Source organism: Sphingorhabdus sp. Alg239-R122 (genome assembly GCF_900537065.1).
Lineage (GTDB): Bacteria > Pseudomonadota > Alphaproteobacteria > Sphingomonadales > Sphingomonadaceae > Alg239-R122.
Genome location: NZ_UNRC01000002.1, coordinates 357,501 through 375,477, shown reverse-complemented (window position 1 = coordinate 375,477; position 17,977 = coordinate 357,501). Strand labels below are relative to the sequence as shown.

General features: G+C 54.5%; 13 protein-coding genes, 1 tRNA gene, 2 rRNA genes and 1 pseudogene (1 of these 17 running past the window's edge). 13 read left to right on the top strand and 4 right to left on the bottom strand.

Annotation, left to right across the window (positions count from 1 at the left end):
* Positions 1-4: 4 nt before the first annotated feature.
* The 13 genes and pseudogenes from gspD to G6Q15_RS03605 all read left to right on the top strand — a co-directional run bounded on the left by gspD (position 5) and on the right by G6Q15_RS03605 (position 14,893).
* On the top strand, positions 5-2,086 hold the full coding sequence (gspD, locus tag G6Q15_RS03665) for a type II secretion system secretin GspD (RefSeq protein ID WP_240330731.1): 2,082 nt from the start codon (positions 5-7) through the stop codon (positions 2,084-2,086).
* Positions 2,083-3,660 carry a type II secretion system ATPase GspE gene (gene gspE, locus G6Q15_RS03660; RefSeq protein ID WP_164115712.1) on the top strand — a complete coding sequence of 526 codons (1,578 nt, stop codon included), beginning with the start codon at positions 2,083-2,085 and terminating at the stop codon, positions 3,658-3,660. The genes gspD and gspE overlap by 4 nt, the downstream gene beginning before the upstream one ends.
* On the top strand, positions 3,653-4,867 hold the full coding sequence (gspF, locus tag G6Q15_RS03655; protein ID WP_164115890.1) for a type II secretion system inner membrane protein GspF: 1,215 nt from the start codon (positions 3,653-3,655) through the stop codon (positions 4,865-4,867). Before gspE ends, gspF begins: the two co-directional genes overlap by 8 nt.
* Before the next feature lie 2 nt (positions 4,868-4,869).
* Positions 4,870-5,355, top strand: a complete 486-nt coding sequence (gene gspG / locus G6Q15_RS03650) for a type II secretion system major pseudopilin GspG (protein WP_205518072.1) — start codon at positions 4,870-4,872, stop codon at positions 5,353-5,355.
* A gap of 88 nt (positions 5,356-5,443) precedes the next feature.
* Positions 5,444-6,589: a type II secretion system protein GspL gene (gspL, locus tag G6Q15_RS03645; protein WP_275897584.1), complete on the top strand. Its 1,146-nt coding sequence runs from the start codon at positions 5,444-5,446 to the stop codon at positions 6,587-6,589.
* Positions 6,586-7,062 carry a type II secretion system protein GspM gene (gspM, locus tag G6Q15_RS03640; protein WP_164115709.1) on the top strand — a complete coding sequence of 159 codons (477 nt, stop codon included), beginning with the start codon at positions 6,586-6,588 and terminating at the stop codon, positions 7,060-7,062. Before gspL ends, gspM begins: the two co-directional genes overlap by 4 nt.
* Positions 7,059-7,781 (top strand): type II secretion system protein N, encoded by a 723-nt coding sequence (gene gspN / locus G6Q15_RS03635; RefSeq protein ID WP_164115707.1) that lies wholly within the window; start codon positions 7,059-7,061, stop codon positions 7,779-7,781. The genes gspM and gspN overlap by 4 nt, the downstream gene beginning before the upstream one ends.
* A 2-nt stretch (positions 7,782-7,783) precedes the next feature.
* Positions 7,784-9,361: an acetyl-CoA acetyltransferase gene (locus G6Q15_RS03630; RefSeq protein WP_164115705.1), complete on the top strand. Its 1,578-nt coding sequence runs from the start codon at positions 7,784-7,786 to the stop codon at positions 9,359-9,361.
* Positions 9,362-9,373: 12 nt separating this feature from the next.
* Positions 9,374-11,014: an alkaline phosphatase D family protein gene (locus tag G6Q15_RS03625; protein ID WP_164115703.1), complete on the top strand. Its 1,641-nt coding sequence runs from the start codon at positions 9,374-9,376 to the stop codon at positions 11,012-11,014.
* Between the two features lie 48 nt (positions 11,015-11,062).
* Positions 11,063-11,515: a YaiI/YqxD family protein gene (locus G6Q15_RS03620; RefSeq protein WP_164115888.1), complete on the top strand. Its 453-nt coding sequence runs from the start codon at positions 11,063-11,065 to the stop codon at positions 11,513-11,515.
* Between the two features lie 3 nt (positions 11,516-11,518).
* Positions 11,519-13,390, top strand: coding sequence for a ribosomal protection-like ABC-F family protein (gene abc-f / locus G6Q15_RS03615; RefSeq protein WP_164115886.1), 1,872 nt, complete (start codon positions 11,519-11,521; stop codon positions 13,388-13,390).
* Between the two features lie 68 nt (positions 13,391-13,458).
* Positions 13,459-13,581 (top strand): annotated as a pseudogene (locus G6Q15_RS03610) (Hsp70 family protein); the annotation flags it as partial.
* A 10-nt stretch (positions 13,582-13,591) separates the two neighbouring features.
* Positions 13,592-14,893, top strand: coding sequence for a hypothetical protein (locus G6Q15_RS03605; RefSeq protein ID WP_164115702.1), 1,302 nt, complete (start codon positions 13,592-13,594; stop codon positions 14,891-14,893).
* Between the two features lie 95 nt (positions 14,894-14,988).
* Here G6Q15_RS03605 and G6Q15_RS03600 read toward each other — a convergent pair whose 3' ends face one another.
* From G6Q15_RS03600 to G6Q15_RS03585, 4 genes are all read right to left on the bottom strand, one after another.
* Positions 14,989-15,858 carry an energy transducer TonB gene (locus tag G6Q15_RS03600; protein WP_164115700.1) on the bottom strand — a complete coding sequence of 290 codons (870 nt, stop codon included), beginning with the start codon at positions 15,856-15,858 and terminating at the stop codon, positions 14,989-14,991.
* 17 nt (positions 15,859-15,875) lie between these two features.
* A tRNA-Met gene (locus G6Q15_RS03595) sits at positions 15,876-15,952 on the bottom strand.
* A gap of 75 nt (positions 15,953-16,027) precedes the next feature.
* A 5S ribosomal RNA gene (rrf, locus tag G6Q15_RS03590) occupies positions 16,028-16,142 on the bottom strand.
* A 171-nt stretch (positions 16,143-16,313) separates the two neighbouring features.
* Positions 16,314-17,977 (bottom strand): 23S ribosomal RNA (locus G6Q15_RS03585) (it continues 1,126 nt past the right edge of the window).

The window sequence follows — 17,977 nt, the reverse complement described above, 5'->3', positions numbered from 1 at the left end:
CGCTATGGCTACGCCAGCCGCTGTCATGGCGCAGCATATATTGAACGTTCGTGATGCCGATATCCGTGCGTTTGTGGAAGATGCTGCACGCGTTACCGGCCGTACCTTCATTGTTGATGGGCGCGTTCAGGGCACTGTATCCGTCGTTACTGACCGGCCATTATCGCGATCTGAATATTTTGAAGTATTTCTGGCAACTTTGCGTGCCAACGGCCTGGTTGCGATACCGGTCGCAGGCGGCGCACTACGAATTCAACCGGCCGACAATGCGGCCAGCCAGCCCGGCCCAGTGGGCACGACACGCGTTAACCGCAATCAGTTTGTGACAGAGGTTTTCCGCCTGAAAGCCATGGATGCCGCCAGCGCCGTCGAAACCTTGCGTCCCCTGGTCAGCAAGGAAGGTTCGGTGACCGCGAACCGTTCAGGCAATAGTCTGGTGGTGGCCGATTATGCCGATAATGTGCGCCGCATCCGCCAGCTTATCCGGCAGATTGACCAGGACAATGCTTCCACCATGCTGGTCGGGCTTGAGCATGCGGGCGCTCGTGAAATTGCGCAGGCCCTGACACAGCTTGTGCCAGCTCGTGAAGGCGCAAGCCCGCTTGCCTCCATTGCTGCGGTGGACAGTTCCAATGCCATTGCGATGCGCGGCGAACCACGCACGCTTGCACGGCTGGCGGCCATGGCCCGCGAGCTTGATGCCCGCGCCGCCAATGGTTCGGAAATCCGCGTGATCTGGCTCGATTATGCCGATGCCACCACAATGGTGCCTGTATTGGAACGGCTGGTTGGCGGCCAGGGCGCGCCCGCTGCTGCTGCCATCACCCCTGTCGCTTCGGAAAACGGCAATGGCTCTTCTGTCGCGGCAGCAACGGGAGGATCCGCAATCACCCTGCCCAATGGCCGCGGCAAGGCAATCATCACCCGCTATGAAGGCGCAAACGCCATCATCATATCCGCACCGCTAGACGTGCAAAGACAACTCTCCGAACTGATCCGGCAACTTGACGTTCGACAGGAACAGGTGCTGGTCGAGGCAATTATCGTCGAGATTTCAGACAGCGTCGCCAAAGAACTAGGCGTACAGATATTGCTGGGGGGCAAGGATATTCCCTTTGCTGTCACCAATTTTTCCAATGTGATACCCAATATCCTTGATCTTGCGGGCGGTTTGATCGCTGATCGGATTGATGAAACGACCACAGTTATCAATGGCGATACCGTCACCACCAGCACAAACAGCGCCACCAGTGATTTCCTGCGTCAAAATGCCGCACAGGCTGCACTGGGAGCACGCGGCGGCTTTACAGGGTTCGCCACCGATCTTGGCAATAACGCAGTGCTGGGTGCCATTATCAATGCCGTGCAGGCGGACAGCAATTCCAATATCCTTTCCACCCCTTCCATCACCACCAATGACAATGTGAAGGCTAGCATATTGTTCGGGCAGGAAATTCCGGTGTCGACCGGCGAGGCGCTGAGCAACAATTTCGACAATGCATTCCGTACCATCCAGCGGCAAAATGTCGGTATCGAGCTTGAGGTGCTGCCACAGATTAACGCGGGCAACCAGGTCAAGCTGGACCTCAGGCAGGAAGTGTCCTCGATAGTCGGCCCGGTTTCCAATGATTTTAACGAGCTCATCATCAACAAGCGTGAAATTGACACGACAGTGACGGTCGGGGACGGCGAAATTGTCGCACTGGGCGGTTTGCTGGATGACAACGAACGCCGCACGATCCAGAAAATACCGCTGCTGGGCGATATCCCGATCATTGGCGAGCTGTTCAAATCGCGTGGGCGCAGCCGGGTCAAAACCAATTTGATGGTCTTTATCCGTCCCACTATTTTGCGCAGTCAGGCCGATGCCCGCAGGCTCGCCGCACAGCGTTATGGTTATGTGCGCGGGCAGCAATTGCTGCGCAATCCGGATATTGAGCCAAGCCTGGATCAACTGGTGCGTGATTATCTGGGCACCACACCTCCGGGCGTCTTCCGGCCCAGTGACATGATCATACGTCCGTCATCCATGCAGCCTCCAGCCGCAATTGACCAAACTGACGTGCCAGAGAGTGACGCAAAATGAAGATAAAGCGCGGCGGCGAAAAAATAAAAACTGCGCCAGAAGAACTGCCGCAGGAACAGGTTGCAGATGATATCGCCGCTCCTGTTTCGGAAGCCGCCAATATTATCGAGATTCCGTACAGTTTTGCCCGCGATAATGGCGTGGTGATTGCAGGTGAAGAGGATGGCAGGTTAAAAATCGCGCTGCGTGAAAATGCTGACCCCTATGTTTTACTCGAAGTGCGGCGCCACCTTGCCCTGCCCTTTGACGTGGAATTTATCGATGCGGCAGCTTTTGAAAAACAGCTTTCAACACGCTACGCCATGGATGGCAGTGCCGAGGCGATGGCAAGTTCATTCGATATGGACACCGGCGACCTGAACAACATAGCGGGCGACCTGCCCACTGCCGAAGACCTGCTTGACAGTGCGGACGATGCGCCCGCCATACGCCTTATCAATGGGATAATCGCAGAGGCGGCACGGCAGGGTGTTTCGGATATTCATATTGAACCCTATGAAACAGGGCTGGTGGTCAGGATGCGCATCGACGGCGTATTGCAGGAAAAACTGCGCATGCCGCCGCATGTCGCGCCCGTGATTGTCAGCCGCATCAAGGTGATGGCACGGCTTGATATTGCCGAACGCCGCATACCACAGGACGGACGTATCGGCCTTACGCTGGGGGGAAAGCTGATCGACGTACGCGTCTCCACCCTGCCCAGCCGCGCGGGTGAACGTGTTGTCTTGCGCCTGCTGGACAAGGACAATGCCGACCTCAATCTCGATCTTCTGGGCATGAGCGAACAGACAAGGGCAATACTGCAAGAAGCATTGAATGAACCCAATGGCATTATCCTGGTTACAGGCCCGACTGGTTCGGGCAAGACCACGACGCTCTATGCTGGCCTTAAACAGCTTAATGATGGCGCGCGCAATATCCTCACGGTCGAAGATCCGGTGGAATATGCGATTGAAGGTGTAGGTCAGACGCAGGTTAACACCAAAGTCGGCCTCACCTTTGCCACCGGTCTGCGCGCTATATTGCGGCAGGACCCCGATGTCGTCATGCTCGGCGAGATACGCGACCATGAAACCGCCGAAATCGCAGTGCAGGCATCACTGACGGGCCATCTGGTGCTGTCCACCGTGCACACCAATGATGCGGTCGGCGCAATCACCCGGCTGCGCGATATGAAAATCGAACCTTTCCTGCTGGCATCGACACTGAGGGCAGTGATCGCGCAGCGACTGGTGCGGCGGCTGTGTCCCGATTGCCGCCAGCCTGTTCAGGCGAGCGGCTCGGTCGCTTCACTATTGGGTTTTGACAGCGGCACGGTCGTTTATCAGCCCGGTGGGTGTGACAGCTGCAATCATACAGGCTTTCAGGGCCGGATCGGCGTATTCGAAGCAGTCAAGATTGACGAAACTCTGCGTCGGCTGATCAACGATGGCGGTGACGAGGCCATCATTACCCGCCATGCCTTTGTCGGCAACCCCAATCTGGGTGCGGCGGCACGTGCACTCGTACGCAGCGGGGAAACAACGGCAGAGGAAGCCATCCGCGTGTCGCGGCGCGAGAGCAATGATGGCTGAATTCGACTATGTTGCGATTGACCCGAAGGGCCGCGAAAAGCTGGGCCGATTGACTGCGGATAATGATGCCGACGGGCGCAGCAAACTGGAAAACCAGAAACTGTACGTCGTCACCATAAGTCCCGCAGCGGAAAAAGCCGTTAGAAAGCCGATTCTTTCAAGCCGCCAGCCAAAAATGTCGACCAAAGCGCTTACTTTATTCACCCGGCAAATGTCTTCTTTGATGCGTGTCAGTCCGCTTGAAGAAAGCCTGCGCACCATTAGCAGGCAGACTGAAAAGGAAAGCCACCGCACCATATTGGGTAATGTCCATGCCGGCGTAGTCGAAGGACAGACGCTTGCCGAAGCGATGCGGCGCGAGCCCAAAAGCTTTCCCGCAATTTTCCGGGCAATGGTGGCTGCAGGTGAGAATTCAGGCAGCCTGCCTGTTATAATGGAACGGCTCGCCGACCTGCTGGAAAAACAGGCGGAAATACGCGGCAAGATTATTTCGGCACTCGCCTATCCGGTGGTGCTCACCCTGGTGGCCATTGCAGTTGTCACAGGTTTGATGGTTTCGGTTGTCCCGCGTGTTGTCGAACAGTTTGATAATGCCAGCCGGCAGCTGCCACTGCTTACCCGGATAGTCATTGCGGTATCACAATTTCTCGCTGAGTGGTGGTGGGCCATATTGGCCGGGCTCGTGATCATGACGCTGCTGCTGTGGCAGGCCTTGCGAAATGCGGACATACGCTACCGCTTTGATTCCATGTTGCTAAGACTTCCGATAATCGGGAAGCTGATACGTGATGTGCATGCAGCGCGCCTTGCCCGCACGCTTGCAACCATGGTGCAAAGCGGCTTGCCCCTGCTCGATGGCCTGAAACTCACCAGCCAGACTATACGCAACACCGTTTTGCGCCGGTCAATGGACGAAATCGTCGAACGCATTCGTGGCGGCGGCAGCCTCTCTGGTGCCCTGTCAGCTTCCGGCCATTTTCCGCCCCTGCTTGTCTATCTCGCATCCAGCGGGGAAAGTGCCGGACAATTGGGTCCCATGCTCGACCGCGCCGCAGATTATCTGGAACGCGAATTCAGCAATTTCACTTCCACCGCGCTGTCTCTGCTGGAACCTGCCATCATCGTCATAATGGGCGGGTTGGTGGCGCTCATAATTCTCGCTATATTGCTGCCCATATTGCAGCTGCAAAACCTGACAGGATTATAATCATGCTTTCACAAAGACTTGCCGAACTGCTTGCCAGAATGACGCACACACGCCGGAAAATGCGGAAAAAAGAACAGGGGTTCACCCTGGTGGAATTGATGGTGGTTATTTTCATTATCGGCCTGCTGGCGACGGTGGTCATTCTGAACGTGCTGCCCAGCCAGGACCAGGCCATGGTTACCAAGGCCGAAAGCGATATCGCCACTATGGGCCAGGCGCTGGAAATGTACCGGCTGGATAATCTTAATTACCCCTCCACTGGTGAAGGACTGCAGGCGCTGCGTACCCCGCCTGCCTCGCTCACACGGCCCGAACGCTACCGGGCAGGCGGATATATCCAGCAATTGCCGGATGACCCCTGGGGCAGGCCGTACCAGTACAGCAATCCGGGACGCGGCGGCACGGGCTATGATATCTATTCATTGGGTGCAGATGGTGCCCCTGGCGGCGACGGGTTGAACGCGGATATAAATAGCGGCGGCAATTAGGGGCTGGACCGTAGCCCCAAAACCCGCGAAAGATGGTATCCGATGCACATTATCATAAGCCAGCAACAGCTTCCCAGCGGATCAGCACGTGAGTGAAGGACACGGCCTCGTCCTGGCATTACCCATGTCACCTGCCCAACCCGTGAACTGGTGGCAATTGGGAAATGGCACCATCATATCTTCAGGACAGTCTGACTTGCTGGAAAGCGATGCAGAGCTGACCGATATATTGTCCAGCGACGATGATGCGCGCATCATGGCGCTACTCCCGGCGAGCGAGACAACTGTACACTTTGCGGAATGGTCTGAACTCGCACCCGCGCAGGCCTCTGCCGCCGCTTCATTGCAGACAATGGACAAGTTGATGGGGCAGACCGAAGAGATGCATTGCGCAAGCGCCGCACTCCCCAATACCCAACCTATCAGGACCGTAAGCGCTGCGGTGAGCGGGCAATATCTGGTCAGCTGGCTTGAAACACTGGCGCTGGTCGGGATTGATCCCGACATAGTCATGCCTGTGGGTCTATTACTGCCAGAGCCGGAGGAAGGCGCTGTCGCTGGCGATACCGGGAATGGACCGGTCATCCGCACAGCCGGTGCGGTTTTCAGTGACGAGCCGGCACTACGTGATGCTCTGCTCGGCGATATTGCCGTTACCCAGTTCAGCACGGACAAAATGCAGGCACAAATTGCATCCGGTTTTACAGATCCGCCCCTTAACATGCGTCAGGGCGTCTATGCCAAAAAACGCACATTCAAATGGTTGACTCGGCAGCAAATCCAGACACTTGCGATAATGGTAGTGGTACTGATCCTGCTCAGCCTGGCAATCTTTCTGGTGCAGATAGGCAAATATGCCATAGCGACAGAAACGGTCAAAAGCCGCACCCTCACGGAAGCGCAGCAGATTTTCCCGAATGCTGCGGACATTGCAGGTGCAGAGCAGATGGTTGATGAAGAATTGCGCCGGCGCGGCGCTGGCACACGAATGTTTACAGTGCCCACCGCCGCGCTGTTTTCGGCTATTGAACCGCTCGGCACCATTTCCGTGCGGCAAATGAGCTATCAGGCAGATGGCACAGTGTCCGTAACGCTGGCGGCCGTGCGCAAGGAAGATATTGATAGCGCGCTCATATTATTACAGCAGCGCGGTTATGCCGTCACAGTCCCGCCTGCCCTGACACAGGATGCCACCGGCTCTGTAGTGGCGAATATAACGGTGCGCGCATTATGATCGCCAGGATCAAACACTGGTTTGTGTCACTCAGCAGGCGTGAGCAGATACTGGTCAGCATTTTCGCGGCCCTGCTCGCCATCGTAATCGGTATATATGGCATTATCCTCCCATTCATCAGCGCATATAGCTCCGTACGTCAGGATTATTCGGTCGCAGTTGAAGACAGTGCGCGACTTTCGGCCAAGCTAGATTTGCTGGGAAGAGGTAATGCACGGGCGCAAACGCGTCTGGACGGTTCGCTTCACCAAATTATTGCAGAATCTGCAGCAGAAAAAGGCTTTACGGTCGACAGTAACAACCCGATGGGCAATGATTCCACGACAATCACCATATCCAGCGCCAGTGCATCTGCATTTTTTGCATGGATCAATGAACTTGAACAGCAGGGCATCAGGCTGGAAACGCTCAGCATCTCGCCAACGGCCAATGGCACGATTTCGGTAAATGCCAGCTTTATGAGCGCGTCATGATGAAACATATTTCTGCAAAACGCGCACTCATCATTTTGGCGGCGCTATTGATATGCCTACTGATATTCATCCCTATGCGGATCGTGTTGGGTATGAGCGATCTTGAAGAACGAGGTATGTCCGCCAAAGCAGTCGAAGGAAGCATCTGGTCAGGCAGGTTGCGCGAACTTCATATCGGCAAGTTACCGCTTGGCGATGTCAGTGCCCGCTTGCGCGCCCCGCCTCTTCTGACAGGCAAGACAGAAATAGTGATAAACGGGAAACAGTCGGCCTCTTCACCGGCACTGCATGCGGTGATTGGCGGCAATGATGATGTGCTGATTGCCCGGAATGTCACAGCCGATATTGCCACACGCGGTATATTTGCGCCTGTCCCTGTGTCAAATATCCAGTTGGAAAACGTGAATGCAGAAATGCGTGATGGCAAATGTGTGGAAGCCAGCGGTACGGTACGCGTCAATGTGCAGCAAAGCCTGCTCGGCATGAATCTCTCTCGCGGACTGTCCGGCAAGATCGCCTGTCGCTATGGCGCGCTATACGTGCCGCTTGCGGGGCAGTCAGGACTAGAAAGACTGGACCTGACGATCAAGGAAGGCGGCCGCTATGAAGCTGTGTTCAAAGTGGAAGGTTCGCCTGCGGATATGACAGGTATTCTGGGAAGGCTCGGGTTTACACCCAAGGGTAAAACGATGGTCCTGACTACAAAAGGGCAGTTTTGATTTTGCACGAAGCGGATGAAAACACTATTTCGCCGGATACACCGATTCTTGTTGGCGCTGCGCAGCATATCGATCGCTGGGATGGACACAGCAGCGCCTGCGCGCCTTCACCGCAATCACTTATGTGTGCAGCGACGCGCGCTACACTACATGACTGCGGTGCAGCAGAAATAGCTGCACATATTGACGTTGTGGCAGTTATTCGCCTTTTTGCGGATTCACTGTCAGGCATTCCCGGCGCAGAAAAATTCGGCAAGTGTGATAACCTGCCTCGCTATGTCGCACGCGAAAACGGTATAATGCCGAAACGCGCCATCTATTCGGTTGTCGGCGGGCAAAGCCCCCAGGCTCTGGTCAATGAATTTGCCGAAGAAATCTACGCAGGTGTCGCCAGCGCCGTATTGCTGACTGGTGCAGAAGCCATTGCCGCCGCCAAAATGGCTTTGCGGCAGGACATGGTGCTCGATTGGTCGGACGTCTCTGATGACGACGAAGATATGGAAGATCGCGGATTTGGAAGCTATTTTGTAAATGGCTATGAAATAGCGAATGGCATTGGTGTGCCTGTACAAACCTATCCGCTGTTTGAGCACGCATTGCGGGCCAGGCTGGGGCAAACCCGCGCTGAGCATGCCGCTGACATGGCAGAGCTGTGGCACCGCTTTTCCAAAACTGCCACCGCCAATCCCTATGCCGGGTTCCGGCAGGAACGCAGCGCGGAATTTCTTTCTGCGCCATCGGCTGAAAACTACCCGGTATCAGACCCATATCTCAAATGGCATGTGGCACAGGATGCGGTCAACCAGGGTGCAGCGCTAATCCTGACATCCGTCCGCAAAGCCGCGGAGTTAGGCATCCCTCAGGGTAAGTGGATCTATCTGCATGGCTATGGCGCCGCCAATGAAAAAATGATTAGCGAGCGAACGGATTTATCAAGGTCAATCGCAGCAGAAAAAAGCCTTGGGCTCGCATTTGAAAGTGCGCGCATAATGGCAGGCGATGCCACGCATATGGACCTGTACAGCTGCTTCCCCTGTGCCGTTTTCATTGCCGCTGAAGCAGCAGGCATAAACTGGCGGACACGCCAACTGACACTGACCGGCGGGTTGCCGTTTTTTGGTGGCGCAGGCAATAATTATTCGATGCATGCCATTGCCGAAATGGTCATGAAACTGCGCGCCTGCCCGAATGACTATGGCCTGATTGTTGCCAATGGTGGTTTCCTGTCAAAGCAGGCAGTGGGAATATATTCGGCCCGGCCGAAACCTGACTGGCAACCGGTCAGCAGTTCGGGCATACAGGCGGAAATTGATGCGATGCAGCCAGTGGCAAAGCTTGAAGGTAATATTACCGCAGATATTGAAAGCTATACGCTTAGCTATAAACGCGGCAGGCCCGACCGTGCTATCATAAGCGCGGTAACCGAGAATGGGCGCATCCTGGCACACACGTCATCCAGCGATGCAAATATTGCGGCCATCCTGGCTAAGCTGGCAAAACCGGCACATGATCCTATCGGCCGCAAAGTGACCATAGAATCACCGGAAAATTCGAATATCATCACCGCAATTGCACAATAAGGGGCTCTGCATATGACACTGGAAATTGACCGCCGCCTGCTCATCAAAGGAGCCACTTTGGGGCTTGGTGCCATGGCCACGCCAGGTTTTGCGAGCGCAATGCTGCGCCAGGGTTTCACACACGGTGTCGCCAGTGGTGAGCCCGGTCCGGATTCCGTGCTGCTATGGACCCGCTTTGCAAGCTCCAATGACACACGGCTGACAGCTGAAATTTCCGAACGGACTGATTTTGGCGATATCATCGCTGGCGGCGATGTCACGGCACACGGCATGCATGACCATATTGCCAAAACAATGCTTGGCGGGCTACGCCCAGACCGCTGGTATTACTACCGCTTTATTGCACCTGATGGGCAGGTCTCTTCCGTTGGACGCACACGCACATTGCCGGCAGGTGCAACGCAGCGATTTAATCTGGGTGTGTTTTCCTGCTCCAACCTGCCATTCGGATATTTCAACGCCTATGCGCATGCGGCTGAAAGCAACAATCTCGACCTGGTCCTGCACCTTGGTGACTACCTGTATGAATATGCGCGCGGCACCTACCCTTCGCTGAAAGAAGCACTGCCCGGCCGGCTGATACAGCCGGATCATGAAATATTGAACTTGGCCGATTACCGGATGCGCTATGCGTCTTATCGCGCGGACCCGGATTTACAGCGGCTGCACCAGCTTTACCCCATGGTCGCGCAATGGGACGATCATGAGCTTGCCAACGATGCCTGGAAAGGCGGCGCGCAAAACCATGATGAGGCAAGTGAAGGCGACTGGAGCGTGCGTAAAAAAGCAGCGGAACAAGTCTATCGTGAATGGATGCCGGTGCGCGACCGCGCCGCGGGTGAGCCACAATATACAAAATATGAAATTGGCGATCTTGCCACGATATTTCGCACCGAAAGCCGTATCAGTGGGCGTGATGAGCCTGCTGAACTGGCAGAAGCACTGCGCGGACAGAGCGACCTTGGCCGTGCGCTTGTCAATTTCAGGGATAATGAATGGCAAGATGAAAACCGCTCAATGCTGGGAAGGGCGCAGGAAAAATGGCTTGCGGACGGCCTTAAGGGATCCAAAAAATCGGGCAAGCCATGGCAAATCTGGGCACAGCAATGTGTGATGGGTGAATTACGCCTGCCGAGTGAAACGGCTAACTGGATACCGCAGGATGCAAGTCCATTTGTGAAACGCAGGGCACAGTTGGGTGTCCTTGCGGCACAGGCAGGACTGCCATTCAATTTCGATGCATGGGATGGTTATCCGGCGGCGCGGCGCAAAATGCTGGCCGCCGCGCAGGAAGCCGATAGCGACCTGATCGTGCTGTCAGGCGACAGCCATAATGCATGGGCGTTTGAGCTCGAGCATGATGGCCGCGCGGCGGGCGTCGAATTTGCCGGACAAAGCGTTACCTCTCCAGGATTTGAAGCCTATTCAAAAGGCGTGGACGAGAACAAGGTTGCCGCTGCACTCACCCGCACGAATGACACGCTGAAATGGACCGACACAAAGAATCGCGGCTATATGACCGTATCGCTGACACCTGAAAAAGTGACGAGCCATTTTCATACCCTTGCAACCGTACAGCAGAAATCGACTGCACTATCAGGGGCAAAATCTTTCTCAGTCATGCGCGGCGTGCGGCAAATGGTTGCGGCCTAGGCAATTGCGCCATATGGCAGGGCAATGTCCGACAATACCGCCCTGCCCATACAGATATTCATTGATGCCGATGCCTGTCCGGTAAAGGATGAGGTGTATAAAGTCGCTTATCGCTATGAAATCCCCGTATGCGTTGTCAGCAATAGCCATATGCGCATTCCGCGCCACCCGCTTATCTCACGGCAAGTCGTCAGCGACAGTTTTGATGCGGCAGACGATTATATCGCAGAGCAGGCGCATGGCCGCATGATAGTTATTACAGCAGATATCCTGCTGGCGCAGCGCTGCATGAAATCGGGCAGCATGGTCATCGCTCCGAACGGCAAGCCTTTCACAGCAGATTCAATCGGTGCGGCAGTTGCCACCAGGGCACTTATGGCAGATCTGCGCGCTGGCGCAGTGGGGGAAAATATCGGCGGGCCACCCCCTTTCAGCAAAACCGACCGTTCCAGGTTCCTTTCCGCGCTCGACCTGGCCATTACGCAGCTCAAAAAAGGATAGATGATGCTGGGTTTTCAAAACATAACTGTACGGCTGGGTGGCGCAACCATATTGGAAAGTGCAAGCGCGTCGATTCCGCCCGGCGCACGTGTCGGCCTGATCGGTCGGAACGGCGCTGGTAAGTCCACACTGATGCGCGTGGTGGCCGGGATGCTGGAAGCGGATGATGGCAGTGTCGACATGCCCAAAGATGCGCGCCTGGGCTATATTGCACAGGAAGCTCCGGCCGGGAATGAAACGCCATTGCAAACAGTTCTGGCGGCAGATACCGAGCGCACCGCGCTGCTTACAGAGGCGGAAACAGCTTCTGAGCCTGCACGCATTGCAGAGATTCATGAGCGGCTCAATGCCATCAACGCACATAGTGCGCCCTCCCGCGCTGCACGGATACTGGACGGTCTTGGTTTTGACCATGGCGCACAACAGCAACCAATGGACAGTTTTTCAGGTGGCTGGCGGATGCGTGTCGCGCTGGCGGCACTGCTATTTTCCGCTCCAGACTTGCTGCTGCTTGATGAACCATCCAACCATCTCGATCTGGAAGCAACCTTATGGCTGGAAAATTTCCTGCGCAGCTATCCCGCCACTATTTTAGTCATCAGCCATGAGCGCGACCTGCTGAACAAGGTTGCCGACCATATTCTGCACCTGCAGGGCGGCAAAACAACGCTTTACACTGGCGGCTATGACGCGTTTGAAAAACAGCGCGCCGAACGACAGGCGCAGATGGCGGCGGCGCGTGACCGGCAGGCACGCGAACGTGACAAGCTACAGACCTTTGTCGACCGGTGGCGCACCAAGGCACATAGCGCAAAACAGGCGCAGAGCCGCATCAAGGCACTGGCCAGGATGCAACCTGTCGCTGAAATGGTGGATGATCCGACGCTCAGTTTTGATTTTCCCGATCCCCGTGAACTACGGCCGCCGCTTATCACCATGGATAATGCATCTGCCGGATATGGTGACAAAATCATTCTGTCCGGCCTCAATATCCGGCTTGATCCGGAAGACCGGATCGCGCTGCTCGGTCAAAATGGCAATGGTAAAACCACGCTAGCCCGGCTGCTCGCGGGTCAGCTGGAGACCAGAACCGGCGAGATAAAAAAATCCGGTAAGCTCAATATCGGGTATTTCACACAATATCAGGTGGAGGAGCTTGACCGTGATGAAACGCCGGTGGCGCATATGTCGCGCCTCATGCCCGAGGCAAAACCCGGCGCCGTACGCGGGCAATTGGGACGGTTTGGCTTTTCTGGTGACAAGGCGCTGGTTGAAGTCGGCAAGCTTTCCGGCGGGGAGCGTGCACGGCTGGCGCTGGCACTCATCACACGCGATGCACCGCATCTCCTGATACTGGACGAGCCCACAAACCATCTAGATGTCGACGCACGCGAAGCATTGGTGCAGGCGCTTAATGCCTATGCGGGCGCTGTCATCATGGTGAGCCATGACCGGCATATGCTGGAACTGACCGCTGACAGGCTATTCCTTGTGGCAGACAGTACAGCACGTGAATTTTCGGGCACACTGGACGAATATACCGAACTTGTGCTGCGTGGAGACAGTGATGGCAGCCCTCGTAAAAGTGAAAGTGGAGCATCGCGCAAGGACGCCCGCCGCGCCGCTGCTGAAAAACGCAAGGAAAGCCAGCAGCTACGCAAGGCCATCAAGTCTGCCGAAAAGGACATGAATGATTCCACACAGGAAGTGCGCGCAATAGACGAGGCGATGTTCGCGCCTGGCAAGGCAGCACCGCAATATGCGGACAAGGCTATGTCCGACCTGATGATATTGCGCGCAAAAGCCGCCGACGCGCTTGAAGAAGCGGAAAGCCGGTGGGTCAAGGCCAGTGAGGCGCTTGAACTCTCCAGATAAGGCAATATGCCCTGTTGCCAAAAAAGAATATTACCAATATCGCTAGTATTTTAGGCCTGCTGGAGAACATTGTGACGGTCGTCGGAATTGATTTGGGAACCACTAATAGCGCAGTTGCCGTCTGGCGTGATGGCAAACCGGAACTGATACCCAATAGCCTAGGTGATTTGCTTACGCCCTCAGCTGTTAGCATTGGTGAAAATGTTGTTCAACAATATTGCCCGAATCCTAATTGATGAAGAAAAGCAGGAACAGTTTCTAGCCGAAGATGAAGAGGTTCTGTTATCAGCACATACGCAGGCGTTTTTCGCATGGTTGAATACGTCTTCTATTCTTGTTTCTCAAGCATTTGAAAGCGACCTTGCGAGGTTGCTTGCATATGCCATCCCCCGTTCTGATCCGTTATTGGAAGAAGCCATTGCACATTTTGGCTGGGATCGAAGCGGTGCGGAATGGGATCGCGATCCGGCTATTACCCATATTTTAACCCGGCATGGCGGTAATGTCTTTCTGGCAAAAATAATGAACCCTGATCATTCCCACCATACTGCCTATCTTGAGCTTACAGGGGAGAGGCAGAAAACCAGTTTTTTTGATACAAGATTGAAAAAGAAAGTGCATGAATTACTGGTTCATGCACAGGACAACTATCCATCGGTCGCAGCAGTATTTGACTATGAAGTGGTGGGGCACTGGGAAAGAGAACTCAACCTGCACCAATCATATGATCAGGCCAGCGGGGGCGATAGCGGCAATGATCGCAGCATATTCGATTATTGGTGGGTAATTTTCATAATCTTACCGCTATTGAGCTTTTGCGGCAGGATTGCACAGGAGGCGGATCGTGTAGAGAGTGGTTTTGGGGTTGATGCCCCGACGCAGGAATTGATAGCAGCCAGTACAGACGTGGAAACAGTGCTAAATCAGCTTTTTGGTGAAAATTTAAGTGTTGTAGCTATTCAAAGTAAAAACCCGAGCCTTTATTCATACCTTGAATCCATATGGACTAATTCAAAGCAGAAAGGTGGGAATCTGCAATCATTTGGCAATACACTAGGCACAGATCTGTCGGCGCAATATGAACACGCGGTAAGGCAAGCTGAGCCTGACCTATTGCGGGAACACTGGCATATATTTTTAGCAAAGCTTGATATTTTGGGGGAGAAAGACGCTGGCGCATGTGATAATTTCCTATCAGGCAGAGCAGCTTTCGGGAATTTCCCTCAAGAATTGAACGACAGATTCAACAAACATGTAGCTAAAGTCTTGCTGGCAGCACAGAACTTTGACCTGCCACAAAGTAAAGAGGCGCCCTCTTTCAACTTGTCAGAGGTATTAATCCGGCAGATGCAGGCAGAAACAAGCCTTAGTAAAGATAAGATCATTGATGTCCTGCAAGGCGGCGGTGGATCTCTCGATCGCTGCACGGTCTTCAGGTCGCTTATACGGACAATCAGCGAAGGAAACCAGAATGAAAAGATCGATGTTATGCGTAATATGTGATGCCTGATAGCAGAACCACACCAAAAACCTCACCTGACAAAAAGTAGTGCGGCGACGCACCCAGGTGGTGGAACTTTCCTGAGAAGGCTGCATACTCAGCGACGCTTGCCAATCCACCACACCTGCTTCCAGCCTGTCACATCGGACACCGCCTTGCCGGCCGCATTTCGGGCCGGGCTGTAGCGGAACCGTTTTGTAACAAGCTGGCAGGTTGACGTGTCGAGTGCAGGATTTCCACTTGATTGCACCGTGCGGCAATCCGCTACACGGCCATTGGGCATGACGGTATAGTTTATGACAACAGTTTCCTCGACACCCTTGCGGCGCGAATACCCCTTGGGATAGTCGCGCTGTGTGATCTGCCCTGATATTTTCTGCGCGCGTGCGATTATGTTTCCACCGCCAGTTCCATCACCCTGGCCGCCACTGCCAGTCCTGTCACCTGCACCGCCCGCGCCAGTTCCCTTACCTGGTTCATTCGATGCGCCGGTTGAAGTGTCATCTGCATCCATCGGCTTTTTCGCAGCGACGATGTCGGTTTTTGCCGGGAGCGGCACTTTCACTTTGGGGGCCGCGACGTTGGTAGCTCTGGATTTCATATTGGCCGCTGAAGCACGCCCTTCAGGCGCTGTAGTGTGCGCCCGTTTATCCTCTATCACTGGCGGCGGAGGTGGCGGCGCAATGTTGACAGTCACGATAGTCGGTGTCTTTTTCGCAGCACGAACAGCCTGTACCGCAAAACCGCTCACCAGCACGGCCACTATGCCGACATGAATAACCAGCGTGGCCGCTATGGAGAGCAGGCGGTCCTGCCGTGTTTTTTCCACCGTAAAACTCATGCGCAACATATAGCAGACATCAGCTTTGTGCAGGCTGAACAGGCCATTGCCCAAAACGCAAAAAAGCCCCGCTAAAGCAGGGCTGATCAGGAATCCAGAGCAACTGGACAATAAAAAAGGCGCCATAAGGCGCCTGTATTTCCTGGTTGCGGGAGCAGGATTTGAACCTGCGACCTTCAGGTTATGAGCCTGACGAGCTACCGGACTGCTCCATCCCGCGTCAGGAAGGTCTATAAAGGTTTGAAATTGTAAATGGGCTATGCCCGAATATGTCAGCATATGCGCCGGCTACAATGCCTGGCGACGACCTACTCTTCCAACGCTTAAGCGGTAGTACCATCGGCGCTACCTGGTTTCACGGCCGAGTTCGAGATGGGATCGGGTGGGTCACAGGCGCTATGGCCACCAAGCAATGAAGCAGGCGCATATACTGTAATATTCGGGTTTTTTAATCGTGCACATTCATTCGTACATCAAAAGTAAGTGGTTAACTTACATATCATGGGCCGAGCTTATTATCATCCGCAGCCATCATCTGATCGTCCTGGAATATTCCAAAACTGTCATTGATGGTGGGATTCTACAAGCGCGAAAGAGTAATTAGGACCAGTTAGCTTCACGAATTACTTCGCTTCCACACCTGGCCTATCAACGTGGTGGTCTTCCACGACTCTAAGAAATCTTATCTCGAGGGAGGCTTCCCGCTTAGATGCTTTCAGCGGTTATCCCGTCCATACATAGCTACCCAGCTGCACTCCTGGCGGAATGACTGGTACACCAGAGGTATGTTCAACCCGGTCCTCTCGTACTAGGGTCAACTCCTCTCAAATTTCGACGCCCACGGCAGATAGGGACCAAACTGTCTCGCGACGTTCTGAACCCAGCTCACGTACCACTTTAATTGGCGAACAGCCAAACCCTTGGGACCTGCTCCAGCCCCAGGATGTGATGAGCCGACATCGAGGTGCCAAACGATTCCGTCGATATGAGCTCTTGGGAATCATCAGCCTGTTATCCCCGGCGTACCTTTTATCCGTTGAGCGATGGCCCTTCCACGAGGGACCACCGGATCACTATGACCGACTTTCGTCTCTGCTCGACTTGTCAGTCTCGCAGTCAGGCGGGCTTATGCCATTGCACTCTAACAGACGGTTTCCAACCGTCCTGAGCCCACCATCGCGCGCCTCCGTTACTCTTTAGGAGGCGACCGCCCCAGTCAAACTACCCGCCATAGAGGGTCCCTGCACCGGATAACGGTGCGAGGTTAGACATCAGAAAACAACAGGGTGGTATTTCACTGGTTGGCTCCACTCGGACTGGCGCCCAAGTTTCAAAGCCTCCCACCTATGCTACACAGTTCTTTCCTAATGCCACTCTAAAGCTGCAGTAAAGGTGCACGGGGTCTTTCCGTCTAACCGCGGGTACTCCGCATCTTCACGGAGAATTCAATTTCGCTGAGCATATTCTGGAGACAGTGGGGAAGTCGTTACGCCATTCGTGCAGGTCGGAACTTACCCGACAAGGAATTTCGCTACCTTAGGACCGTTATAGTTACGGCCGCCGTTTACTCGGGCTTCAATTCAGAGCTTGCACTCCTCCTCTTAACCTTCGAGCACCGGGCAGGCGTCAGACCCTATACGTCGTCTTGAAGCCGACTTAGCAGAGTCCTGTGTTTTTGCTAAACAGTCGCTACCCCCTGGCTTGTGCCCCCCACCCAAAGTTGCCTTCAGATGGGGCCTCCTTTTCCCGAAGTTACGGAGGTAATTTGCCGAGTTCCTTCAGAATACTTCTCTCAAGCGCCTTAGTATACTCTACCATTCCACCTGTGTCGGTTTAGGGTACGGTTCATAAGGGAGGGCTATTTCCTGGAACTGCTTCGAAGCCTGATCAATCCAATAAGATCAGACAACTTACGCAATCCGTCACACACTCCCGAGCCACAGAATATTAACTGTGTTCCCATCGACTACCCCCTTCGGGCTCGTCTTAGGGGCCGGCTCACCCTGCTCAGATTAGCTTTAAGCAGGAACCCTTGGAATTTCGGCGACAGTGCATCTCACACTGTTTGTCGCTACTCATGTCAGCATTCGCACTTCCGATATGTCCACGATCCATTACCAGATCGCTTCATCCACTTACGGAACGCTCCGCTACCGCTGCAGTAAACTGCAACCCTAAGCTTCGGTGCATATCTTTAGCCCCGTTACATCTTCGCCGCAGGATCTCTTATTTAGACCAGTGAGCT